Annotated in this window: 11 protein-coding genes; 7 read left to right on the forward strand and 4 right to left on the reverse strand. The window is 71.5% G+C overall.

From position 1 onward, the window contains the following. Together AB0F62_RS32805 and AB0F62_RS32810 are read left to right on the forward strand one after the other, a co-directional pair. On the forward strand, positions 1-903 hold the full coding sequence (locus AB0F62_RS32805) for a helix-turn-helix transcriptional regulator (RefSeq protein WP_361807717.1): 903 nt from the start codon (positions 1-3) through the stop codon (positions 901-903). A 690-nt stretch (positions 904-1,593) separates the two neighbouring features. Continuing rightward, entirely contained in the window at positions 1,594-1,872 is a 279-nt protein-coding gene (locus AB0F62_RS32810; protein ID WP_361807720.1) for a hypothetical protein, read from the forward strand. A gap of 41 nt (positions 1,873-1,913) precedes the next feature. Here AB0F62_RS32810 and AB0F62_RS32815 read toward each other — a convergent pair whose 3' ends face one another. Further along, on the reverse strand, positions 1,914-2,876 hold the full coding sequence (locus AB0F62_RS32815; RefSeq protein WP_361807723.1) for a zinc-binding dehydrogenase: 963 nt from the start codon (positions 2,874-2,876) through the stop codon (positions 1,914-1,916). Between the two features lie 133 nt (positions 2,877-3,009). Beyond that, positions 3,010-4,248, reverse strand: coding sequence for an NADP-dependent malic enzyme (locus tag AB0F62_RS32820; protein WP_361807726.1), 1,239 nt, complete (start codon positions 4,246-4,248; stop codon positions 3,010-3,012). A gap of 499 nt (positions 4,249-4,747) precedes the next feature. On the opposite strand from AB0F62_RS32820, the gene AB0F62_RS32825 reads away from it, so the two are divergent. Genes AB0F62_RS32825 through AB0F62_RS32835 form a run of 3 tightly spaced genes read left to right on the forward strand, consistent with a single transcriptional unit; the run spans position 4,748 to position 7,451 of the window. Continuing rightward, on the forward strand, positions 4,748-5,689 hold the full coding sequence (locus AB0F62_RS32825) for an ABC transporter substrate-binding protein (protein ID WP_361807729.1): 942 nt from the start codon (positions 4,748-4,750) through the stop codon (positions 5,687-5,689). Positions 5,690-5,715: 26 nt separating this feature from the next. Then, a complete protein-coding gene (locus AB0F62_RS32830) occupies positions 5,716-6,666 on the forward strand; it encodes an amino acid ABC transporter permease (protein ID WP_361807732.1) in 951 nt (316 codons plus the stop codon). Further along, a complete protein-coding gene (locus AB0F62_RS32835; RefSeq protein ID WP_361807735.1) occupies positions 6,663-7,451 on the forward strand; it encodes an amino acid ABC transporter ATP-binding protein in 789 nt (262 codons plus the stop codon). Before AB0F62_RS32830 ends, AB0F62_RS32835 begins: the two co-directional genes overlap by 4 nt. Before the next feature lie 69 nt (positions 7,452-7,520). Here AB0F62_RS32835 and AB0F62_RS32840 read toward each other — a convergent pair whose 3' ends face one another. After that, entirely contained in the window at positions 7,521-8,285 is a 765-nt protein-coding gene (locus AB0F62_RS32840) for a class I SAM-dependent methyltransferase (protein ID WP_361807738.1), read from the reverse strand. Between the two features lie 79 nt (positions 8,286-8,364). On the opposite strand from AB0F62_RS32840, the gene AB0F62_RS32845 reads away from it, so the two are divergent. Next, positions 8,365-8,994, forward strand: coding sequence for a CGNR zinc finger domain-containing protein (locus tag AB0F62_RS32845; protein WP_361807741.1), 630 nt, complete (start codon positions 8,365-8,367; stop codon positions 8,992-8,994). Here the strand turns inward: AB0F62_RS32845 and sodX are convergent. Further along, entirely contained in the window at positions 8,898-9,332 is a 435-nt protein-coding gene (gene sodX, locus AB0F62_RS32850) for a nickel-type superoxide dismutase maturation protease (protein WP_361807744.1), read from the reverse strand. The two genes, AB0F62_RS32845 and sodX, sit on opposite strands and share 97 nt — an antisense overlap. Before the next feature lie 139 nt (positions 9,333-9,471). Here sodX and sodN point away from each other — a divergent pair, with 139 nt between their 5' ends. Further along, complete coding sequence (sodN, locus tag AB0F62_RS32855) at positions 9,472-9,867, forward strand: superoxide dismutase, Ni (RefSeq protein WP_361807747.1); 396 nt, start codon at positions 9,472-9,474, stop codon at positions 9,865-9,867. Positions 9,868-10,411: the final 544 nt, after the last annotated feature.

A 10,411-nucleotide genomic window follows, 5' to 3' on the forward strand; every position in this document is an offset into this window, starting at 1 on the left:
ATGGCCCCCGTCTTCGCACACGGCCGGCTCCGCCTCTACCTGCTCAAGCTGCTGGACGAGGCCCCCCGCCACGGCTACGAGGTGATCCGGCTGCTGGAGGAGCGCTTCCACGGCCTGTACGCCCCCTCCGCGGGCACCGTCTACCCGCGGCTGGCCAAGCTGGAGAAGGAGGGCCTGGTCACCCACTCCACCGAGGGCGGCCGCAAGGTGTACTCCATCACCGACGCGGGCCGCGCCGAACTCGCCTCCCGCAGCGACGAGATCGCCGACCTGGAGAACGAGATCCGCGACTCCGTCTCCACCCTCGCCGCCGAGATCCGCGAGGACGTCCGCGGCGCGGCGGGCGACCTGCGGCGCGAGATCCGGGCGGCCGCGCAGCAGGCGGCGCGCACCCAGCCGAAGTCCTCCCCGGCGGACTGGAAGGAGCAGATGCGCCGCTCCAAGGAGGAGATCCGGCAGGCTCGCGAGGAGGCCCGCAGCGCCAAGCGCGCCGCGAAGGAGGCGCAGGACGCCGCCCGGGACGAGGTGCAGCGCATCGCGCGCCGCGTCCAGGAGGAGGTCCAGGACCACGTCCTGCGTGGCGACTGGCAGACCGGTGTCCGCGAGGGCCTGGCCGAACTCACCCGGGAGCTGGGCCAGTTCGGCCGTCCATCCGGCTGGCCGCCGTATGTGAAGCCCGAGCCCGCCGAGGCGCCCGAGTGGGGCGCGGAGGACGCCGCCGTGACCGACGACCCGCCCCGCGACCTGGAGCGCCTCCTGGACCGCTTCCGCGACGACGTCCGCGACGCCGCCCGCGACAACGGCGTGGACGCCGAGCAGTTGCGCGAGGTGCGCCGCCACCTGTCGACGGCGGCGGCCCACATCGGCGTCGTCCTGCGCGGCAAGGGCGGGGACCGCGGCTAGAGCCCGTGACACGGGTGCGGACGGTGTCCTCCCGGACCGGACCGGACCGGTCCGGGCCCGGCTTCCGGAGCGCGCGGGGCCGGACACCCTGGTCTCGGTGGGGGACGTAGGGAGTTCCCCGATGCCGCGGCCCCCGCGCCCTGGCAGGCTCTCCGATGCGACGGCACCGGCTCCGGCCGGGCGCCGCCGGGCGTGCGGACACCGGCCGGGGGGCCACGGCCGCGGCCCGGCGGCGGCCCGGCCGGTCGACTGCCCTGCGGCCACGGCGCCGCGGGCCCGGGAGGGGACATGCCCGTTCTTGACGAGTTCGCGTGGCCGGGAGGGGCGCTGGTCCCGGCCACACCGGAGACGGAGGCCGGGGGGCTCCGGCAGACCGCCGAGGTGCGGGTCCCGGAGGCCGCGGCGGGGCCCGCGTCGCCCTTCCTCGCCCCGGAGTCCGCGTACGAGGAGGCGACCGCCCAGGAGTGCGGAACGCGCCGCTCACCTCGGCCTTCGCGCGCCCGCGTCGCGGTACGGCCGGACCCGTGCCCCGAACCCGTGCTCCCGAACCCGTGCTCCCGACCGGCGCCCCGAGCGCGTGCGTCCCCCACCGCGTCTGCCCGACGCACCGTCACCGTCGGCCGTGGAGAGGCGTGGAACCGGTGGCACCGCCCCTGGCACCGCGAGCGCACGCGGGTGCATGATCTGCCGGTGAAGATCGTGTTGGGGTCCCTGGCGTGCCTCGCCCTGCTGTGGACCGTCGGCTCGGGCGTGGTGGCCCTCACCACCGGTCGGGTGCTCGCCTTCCGGGCCGAGCGGATAGTGCGCCCCGCCCTGTGGGGCACGGCGCAGCTGTGCGCGGCCGCGGGCGCCGTCATGGCCGGTCTGATGACCCGCTTCACGGTGATGGTCGGGGACGTCCTGGGCGCCGCCGTGCTGGTCTGCCTGCTGGCGCATTCAGTGCTCCACCACCGCGCCCAACGACCGTAGGTCCGGGGCCCGCTGAGGGGCCCCGGACCGCGCGCCGGGCCTCAGACCGTCAGGACGACCTTCCCGAACAGGTCGCCGCCCGCCATCTTCTCGAAGCCCTCGCGGGCCCGGTCCAGCGGCAGCACGGTGTCGATGACCGGCCGCACCCCGGTGACCGCGCAGAAGCTCAGCAGGTCCTCCAGCTCGTCCTTGGTGCCCATGGTCGAGCCGACGACCTTGAGCTCCAGGAAGAAGATCCGGTTGAGCTCGGCGGCCTTCGGGTTGGGCCCGGAGGTGGCGCCGGAGATCACCAGCGTGCCGCCCGGCCGGAGCGACTTCACGGAGTGGGACCAGGTCGCGGCGCCGACGGTCTCGATGACCGCGTCCACCCGCTGCGGCAGCCGGGCGCCCGGCTCGAAGGCCGCGTCGGCGCCGAGGTCCTCGGCGCGCTTGCGTTTGGCCTCGTCGCGGCTGGTGGCGAAGACCCGCAGGCCCGCGGCCTTGGCCAGGACGATGGCGGCCGTGGCGACGCCGCCTCCGGCGCCCTGGACGAGGACGGAGTCACCGGGGCGCACCCCCGCGTTGGTGAAGAGCATCCGGTAGGCGGTCAGCCAGGCCGTGGGCAGGCAGGCGGCCTCCTCGAAGGAGAGCTCCTTCGGCTTGGGCAGCAGGTTCCAGGTGGGTACGGAGACCTTCTCGGCGAAGGTGCCCTGGTACTTCTCGGTGAGGATGCTCCGCGGCTCGTCCGGGCCCACGCCGTGCCCGCTCAGGCCGACGACGGGGAAGACGACGACCTCGTTGCCGTGCTCGTCGATCCCGGCGGCGTCGCAGCCGAGGATCATCGGCAGGCTCTCCTCGCCGAGCCCCACCCCGCGCAGCGACCACAGGTCGTGGTGGTTGAGGGAGGCGGCCTTGACGGTGACGGTGCTCCAGCCGGGCCTGGCCTCCGGCTCGGGGCGCTCCCCGAGTTCGAGGCCGCTCAGCGGCTGGTCGCGGTCGATGCGGGCGGCGTAGGCGGCGAACATGACCTTGACGCTAGCGCCGCGCGGTGCCCCGGCGGAACCGCACGGGGATGTGACACGCGCCGCGCGGCGCGGTGCCCCCGACCGGCGGGCACCGCGCCGCGCGGCGGCGTGGTCTGCGGACGTACGCCGCGGCTCAGCGCCGGGCGACGCCCTCGGCGCGGGCGGCGGCGGCCACGGCGGCGGAGACCGCGGGGGCCACCCGCTCGTCGAACGGCGAGGGGATCACGCAGTCGGCGGACAGCTCGCCGTCGACCACGGCCGCCAGCGCCTCGGCGGCGGCGATCTTCATGCCCTCGGTGATGCGCGACGCCCGCACCTGCAGCGCGCCCGAGAAGATGCCGGGGAAGGCGAGCACGTTGTTGATCTGGTTCGGGAAGTCGCTGCGCCCGGTGGCGACGACGGCCGCGTACCGGTGCGCCACGTCGGGGTGGATCTCCGGCGTGGGGTTGGCCATGGCGAAGATGAAGCAGCCCTTCGCCATGGTGGCGACGGCCTCCTCCGCCACGGTGCCGCCCGAGACGCCGATGAAGACGTCCGCGCCCGCGAGCGCCTCCTCCAGCGTTCCGGTGAGCCCGGCCTTGTTGGTGAACGAGGCCAGCTCCCGCTTGGCGGAGTTCAGGTCCTCGCGGCCCGCGTGCACCACGCCCTTGCGGTCGGCGACGGCCACATCCCCGATGCCGGCCTCGATGAGGATCTTGGCGATCGCCACACCGGCGGCGCCGGCCCCGGAGATGACGGCGCGCAGCTCGCCCAGCGAGCGGCCGGTCAGCCGGGTCGCGTTGCGCAGCGCGGCGAGGGTGACGACGGCGGTGCCGTGCTGGTCGTCGTGGAAGACGGGGATGTCGAGGCGCTCCTGCAGCTTGCGCTCGATCTCGAAGCAGCGGGGGGCGGAGATGTCCTCCAGGTTCACCCCGCCGAAGGAGGGGGCGAGCCGCACGACGGTGTCGACGATCTCGTCCACGTCGGTGGTGGCGAGCGCGATCGGGACCGCGTCCACGCCGCCGAACTGCTTGAAGAGGATCGCCTTGCCCTCCATCACCGGCAGGGACGCCTCCGGGCCGATGTCACCGAGGCCCAGCACCGCCGTGCCGTCCGTGACCACGGCCACGACCTGGGACTTCCAGGTGTAGTCGTGGACCAGCTCCGGCTGCTCGGCGATCGCGGTGCACACCCGGGCGACGCCCGGCGTGTAGGCGAGCGACAGATCGTCGGCGTTGCGCACCGGGACGGTCGCGGTCACCTCCATCTTGCCGCCGCGGTGGAGGGCGAACACCGGGTCCACGGGACTTTCCGGGCCGTCGCTGTCCGCGCTCTCCCCGTGTTCGGTGCCGTCGCTGCCGTCGGTCCGAGGATTGACGATCTCCGCTGCCACTTTTGACCCCTTTGTCCGAATTGTCTTTGAGGGTACTACCCCCTACAACAGGGGATAGGTGGGCTCGGCTTCCGCAGACCCGGACTTGAGTGGTCCCGGGTGACGCGGACGCCAGGCGCGCCGCACGCACGCCGAGGGCCCCCGGTGAGGGGTAAGGGTCCGTTCTACCGGAAGAGGGTTTCCGCTGACGAGTCTTATCCGCCGCACCACGGTGTCGCACATCGGGAAGTTCTGCGCACAACGCGACAAGTCGTCCGAATAGCGGGACAGGGAAGGTGATGCACGCAACTTCTCAGCGCGGCCCCGCCGCGGTCCGGCCTTGGTGTACCGGCCTGGTGGAGGGCCAGGGGATCGCCCGTTATCCGATTTTGACACATCCGGATCCCCATGAGGTCATGTCCGGATGGCAAGATGCGGAGATCACACGAAATCGCGATACCCGAACGTGTGTACCCGGAAGTATCGGCTGCTCCCAGGATCCCCGCAGGAGGAACCAGCAATGACCGCACGTACCACCCGTCGCTCGACCGTGACGAGCCGCTTCGCCGCGGTCGGAGCGATCGCGGTCGCCGGCGCCCTCGTCCTCACCGGCTGCGGCGACCAGACGGAGAAGAGCGGTTCCCCGTCCGCGTCGAGCGGTGCCTCCAAGGCGCCCCTCTTCGAGAAGCTGCCGAAGTCCGTGCAGTCGGCCGGCGTGCTCAAGGTCGGTTCGGACATCGCGTACCCGCCGGTGGAGTTCGTCAAGGACGGCAAGAACGTCGGCATCGACCCCGACCTGGCCGACGCCCTGGCCAAGCAGCTCGGGGTGAAGGTCGAGTTCAACAACGGCACCTTCGACACCCTGCTGACCGGTCTGCGCGCCAAGCGCTACGACATGGTGATGTCGGCGATGAGCGACACCAAGGACCGCCAGGAGGGTGTCGACTCCTCCACCGGCAAGAAGGTCGGCGAGGGCGTCGACTTCGTGGACTACTTCACCGCGGGCTCCTCGGTCATCGTGAAGAAGGGCAACCCGGAGGGCATCAAGTCCCTCGCCGACCTGTGCGGCAAGAAGGTCGCCGTGCAGCGCGGCACCACTTCCCAGGACCTGCTCAAGGCCCAGAAGTGCGACAAGCCGATGTCGATCCAGGCCTTCGACACCGACACCGAGGCGCAGACCCGCCTGAAGGCGGGCGGCGTCGTCGCCGACGTCTCCGACTTCCCGGTCGCCGCGTACGCCGCGAAGACCTCCGGCGGCGGCAACGACTTCGAGCTCGCCGGCGAGCAGGTCGAGGCCGGCCCGTACGGCATCGCGGTCTCCAAGACCAACACCGAGCTGCGCGACGCGCTGCAGGCCGCGCTCACCGCCATCATCAAGGACGGCTCCTACACCAAGGTGCTGGAGAAGTGGGGCGTCACCGACGGCGCCGTCACCGAGGCCAAGATCAACGGCGGCTCCTGAGTCACGACAGCAAGAGGCTTCCCTCCATGTCCGAAGCGAATGACAAGGTCCCGGCCGGCACCCCGGCCGGGACCCCGCCCGGCGCGACCTCCCGCCCCGAGGCCATCAAGGCGATCCCCGTACGGCACTACGGCCGCTGGATCTCGGCGATCCTGGTGCTCGCCGTGCTCGGTCTGCTGGTCAACGCGTTCGCGAACGCGAATGTGAACTACGGGGCGATCCCGGACTTCCTGTTCGACTCCGCGGTGCTCAAGGGCCTCCGGAACACGGTCATCATCACCGTGGTCTCGATGGCACTGGGCCTGGGCCTGGGCATCGTCCTCGCGGTGATGCGGCTGTCGAAGAACCCGGTGACCTCCTCGGTGGCCTGGGGGTACATCTGGTTCTTCCGCGGCACCCCGGTCTACGTCCAGCTGCTCATCTGGTTCAACCTGGCGCTGATCTTCCCGGTCATCAATCTCGGCTTCTACAAAGACGAGATGAACCAGTTCATGACCCCCTTCATGGCCGCGCTGCTGGGCCTGGGTCTGAACGAGGCCGCCTACATGTCCGAGATCGTGCGCGCGGGCATCCAGTCCGTCGACGAGGGCCAGACCGAGGCGTCGCACGCGCTGGGCATGACGCAGACCCAGAACCTGCGCCGCGTGGTGCTGCCGCAGGCGATGCGCGTCATCGTCCCGCCGACCGGCAACGAGTTCATCAACATGCTGAAGACCTCGTCGCTGGCCGCGCAGGCCGCTCAGTACGCCGAATTGCTGCGCTCCACCACCGACATCGGCAACACCACCGGCGCCCCCGTGGAGATGCTCTTCCTCGCCGCGGTCTGGTACCTGATCCTCACCTCGGTGTTCTCGGTCGGCCAGTACTACCTGGAGCGCCGCTACGCCCGCGGTACGACCCGCAACCTGCCGCCCACCCCGTGGCAGCGGGTCAAGGCCAACCTGGGCACCTTCCGCCGCCCGGAGGTGGCACGATGACCGACTTCAGCAAGGGCACCGGCGCCCACCCGATGGTCAAGGCCGAGGCGGTGCACAAGCACTTCGGCCTGGCCCACATCCTCAAGGGCATCGACCTGGAGGTCGCCCCGCGTGAGGTGTTCTGCCTGATCGGCCCGTCCGGCTCGGGCAAGTCCACCTTCCTGCGGTGCATCAACCACCTGGAGAAGATCAGCGGCGGCCGGCTCTCGGTCGACGGCGAGCTGGTCGGCTACCGGCAGAAGGGCGACAAGCTCTACGAGCTCAAGGACCGCGAGGTCGCCGCCAAGCGCCGGGACATCGGCATGGTCTTCCAGCGCTTCAACCTCTTCCCGCACATGACCGCGATCGAGAACGTGATCGAGGCCCCGGTGCGCGTGAAGAAGGAGTCCAAGGCGGTCGCCCGCGAGCGGGCGCTGACCCTGCTGGACCGGGTCGGGCTGCGCGACAAGGCCGGGCACTACCCCGCCCAGCTCTCCGGCGGTCAGCAGCAGCGGGTGGCGATCGCCCGGGCGCTGGCCATGGAGCCGAAGCTGATGCTCTTCGACGAGCCCACCTCCGCCCTCGACCCGGAGCTGGTCGGCGACGTCCTGGACGTCATGCGGGGCCTGGCCGAGGACGGCATGACCATGATCGTGGTCACCCACGAGATGGGCTTCGCCCGCGAGGTCGGCGACGCCCTGGTCTTCATGGACGACGGTGTCGTCGTCGAGACCGGCCACCCGCGCGACGTGCTCACCAACCCCCAGCACGACCGCACCAAGGCCTTCCTCTCCAAGGTCCTGTGACCACCCACGCGTGAGGGGCGGCGCCGCACGGCGCCGCCCCTCACGCGTTTCCCCGGACCCGGGTCCGGGTCACTTCAGCCCGAGGACGATCGCATCCGACACCGAACGCCAGACCTCCCGCGCCTCGCCGAAGCCCGCCTCCCGCAGGGCCGCGGCGTGCCACGCGGGCGGCAGCTCGTCCCCGTCGGCGTGCGAACCGTAGATCGCGTACCGCTCCTCGGTGGGCCCGGCCAGCACCGGATCCGCCTTGGCGGCCGCCCACCACTCCTCCCAGTCCTGCACGCCCTCCGCCCGCTGCCGCTCGCGGCGGGCGCGGTCCCGTTCGCGGACGGCCGCGTTGAGCCGGGGGGTCGAGGCGTCGGGCATGTGGTCGGCGTTGAGGAAGACCCCGCCGTCCCGCAGCAGGCCCGCCAGCGTCCCGTAGAGGGCCTTGAGCGGCTCGGGCTTCAGCCAGTGCAGGGCCGTCGCGGTGAGTACGGCGTCGTACGAGTCGTACGGCAGCGCCCGCGGCCAGAGCGGGTCGCGCAGGTCGGCGGTGACGAACTCGATCCTGCGGTCGCCGGCGAAATGGCCGCGCGCGATCGTCAGCAGCGCCGGATCGAGGTCCACCCCGGTCGACACGGCGCCCGGGAAGCGCCGCAGCAGCCGGTCGGAGATGCTCCCGGTGCCGCAGGCCAGGTCGAGCACCCGGGGCTCGGGGCCGGCCAGCGCCTCCACGAGGTCGAGCATGACGCGGAACCGCTCCTCGCGGTCCGGCAGGTACCACTCCTGTTGCCGGTCCCAGCTGTCCTGCCAGGCCTGCCAGTCGGTCGCCGCCGCGGTGGTGTCGGACATACGATTCCCCTCCAGTCGTAATACCCTTAGAGCAAGAGCGGTCATTACCGACCTTAGAGCGCACGCGTAAGGACTACAAGTGGAACTGGCCTATTACTCGGATTACGCCGTGCGCCTGGTGAACAGCGAGGAGCCCGAGCGCGGCATCGACCACCTCACCTCGGTCGACGCCGTGCGCGAGCTCTTCGGTCCGGCCAGCCAGGCGGCGGGCCGCGCCGGCGACGCCGACGTCCAGCGGCTGCGCACCGTGCGCACCCGGCTGCGGGGGGTCTTCGAGGCCGCCTCCGAGAACGACGAGGTGCGCGCGGTCGACCTGCTCAACGCGCTGCTGCTGGAGTTCCCGGTCAGCCCGCAGGTCTCCGGCCACGAGTACCTGGACGACACCGGCCGGCCGAACTGGCACATGCACCTCGCGGAGCACGCGGCCACGGCGACCGCCTCCTACGCCGCGACCGCCTGCATGGGCCTGGCCTTCCAGCTCACCGACCTCGGGGTGGACCGGCTCGGCATCTGCCAGGCCACCACGTGCCGCAACGCCTACATCGACACCTCGACCAACCGGTCGCGCCGCTACTGCTCCGACCGCTGCGCCACCCGCGCCAACGTCGCGGCCTACCGCGCCCGCAAACGCCTGGAGAACGAGCGGTCCGCCCTCAGCGGCCTGACGCAGGACACCAGCCAGCCCGCCACACCCGCCACCGACCGCTGAACCTCGCGCGGCGGCCGGAAACGCCCCAGCCCCCGGGCGAGCAGCAGTTCGTCCGGGACGGTGCCGAACTCCCTGCTGTCGTTCTCCACGAAGGTGTTGTCGCCCAGCACCCACCAGCCGCCCTCGCGCCGCTCCACGGCGCGTTTCACGATCAACAGGTCCTGCTGGAGCGGATGCCGCAGCACCACGACGTCACCCTCACGGACGCCTTCGGCGTTCCTGACGTACTGCACCAGCAGCCAGTCGCCGTGCCGCAGTGTCGGCACCATCGACGGACCCGTCACCTCGACCACCTGGTACGGCACTCTCCTCCTCTGCCCAACCCCGGGCTCCCACATGCTCAACCTCCTCCTCCATGCTCCACCAGGCCCAGCCTGACACCAGACTTTTGTCCTAAGCACCAAGGGGCGCCCGAGAAAACCACTCGACAGGGGAGTAATCTCCCTGGTGGAAAGACGATCACGAGGAAGGACAGTCATGCTCGCTCGCCTGTTCGCGCCCAAGGTCAAGGTCAGCGCTCACTGCGACCTGCCCTGCGGTGTCTACGACCCGGCCCAGGCCCGCATCGAGGCGCAGTCCGTCAAGGCGGTCCAGGAGAAGTACCAGGCCAACGAGGACCCGCACTTCCGTGCACGCGCCATCGTCATCAAGGAGCAGCGCGCGGAGCTCGTCAAGCACCACCTGTCGGTGCTGTGGAGCGACTACTTCAAGGCCCCGCACTTCGAGAAGTACCCGCAGCTGCACCAGCTCTTCAACGACGCCCTGAAGGCGGGCAGCGCCGCCAAGGCCTCGACCGACCCGGCCACCGGCCAGAAGCTGCTCGAGCTGATCGACCAGATCGACGCCATCTTCCAGGAGACGAAGAAGGCCTGACCGGTCGTCGGCGATCCGCGCCCGGTCCGTGCGGCCCCACGAGGGTCCGCGCGGACCGGGCGCGGTCGTTGGTGCCCACGGCGCCAACGACCACCGGCGGAAACGCGCCGAGCGGGTCCGGCCTCGTCTTCGCCCCGGGCGGGCGGACCCCCCGGGCCGGAGGCAGGTGACGGCCCGGGGGGCGGTTCCGCGGGGCACCGGCGCGTCCGCCCGAGCCGTCACTCGCGCTCCCGCGCGCACCCACGCGCGCGCTCCGGGAGGACCGGGGCAAACCGCCGAATCCCCTGTGCGGGGAGCCCCGTCTTTGATGGACTCGCCCCCGTGGTGGAGCGGCGTCCAGGGGACGGCGTGAAGGTGCAGGTGAGGAGGTGTGGGTCCGGGTCGGGCGGGTGGGGCCGTTGTAGACTCGATCTCACTCGGACGGGTCAACCGACGTGCCGGCAGGAGAGTCCATCCCGTGGTGAACGCACTGCAGGAACTGATCAAGCGCCGGCTGGAGCAGCGGGGCTGGTCGTACGGTGAGGTGGCGCGGCGGGGTGGTGTC

This window comes from Streptomyces sp. NPDC026673 (genome assembly GCF_040638135.1).
In the GTDB taxonomy this organism is placed as follows: domain Bacteria; phylum Actinomycetota; class Actinomycetes; order Streptomycetales; family Streptomycetaceae; genus Actinacidiphila.

Excerpts from the sequence above, each read along its gene's own strand:
- AB0F62_RS32805 (WP_361807717.1), top strand. The coding sequence starts at position 1 with ATGGCCCCCGTCTTCGCACACGGCCGGCTCCGCCTCTACCTGCTCAAG.
- AB0F62_RS32815 (WP_361807723.1), bottom strand. The coding sequence starts at position 2,876 with ATGTTCGCCGCCTACGCCGCCCGCATCGACCGCGACCAGCCGCTGAGC.
- AB0F62_RS32825 (WP_361807729.1), top strand. The coding sequence starts at position 4,748 with ATGACCGCACGTACCACCCGTCGCTCGACCGTGACGAGCCGCTTCGCC.
- AB0F62_RS32830 (WP_361807732.1), top strand. The coding sequence starts at position 5,716 with ATGTCCGAAGCGAATGACAAGGTCCCGGCCGGCACCCCGGCCGGGACC.
- AB0F62_RS32835 (WP_361807735.1), top strand. The coding sequence starts at position 6,663 with ATGACCGACTTCAGCAAGGGCACCGGCGCCCACCCGATGGTCAAGGCC.
- AB0F62_RS32840 (WP_361807738.1), bottom strand. The coding sequence starts at position 8,285 with ATGTCCGACACCACCGCGGCGGCGACCGACTGGCAGGCCTGGCAGGAC.
- sodX (WP_361807744.1), bottom strand. The coding sequence starts at position 9,332 with ATGTGGGAGCCCGGGGTTGGGCAGAGGAGGAGAGTGCCGTACCAGGTG.
- sodN (WP_361807747.1), top strand. The coding sequence starts at position 9,472 with ATGCTCGCTCGCCTGTTCGCGCCCAAGGTCAAGGTCAGCGCTCACTGC.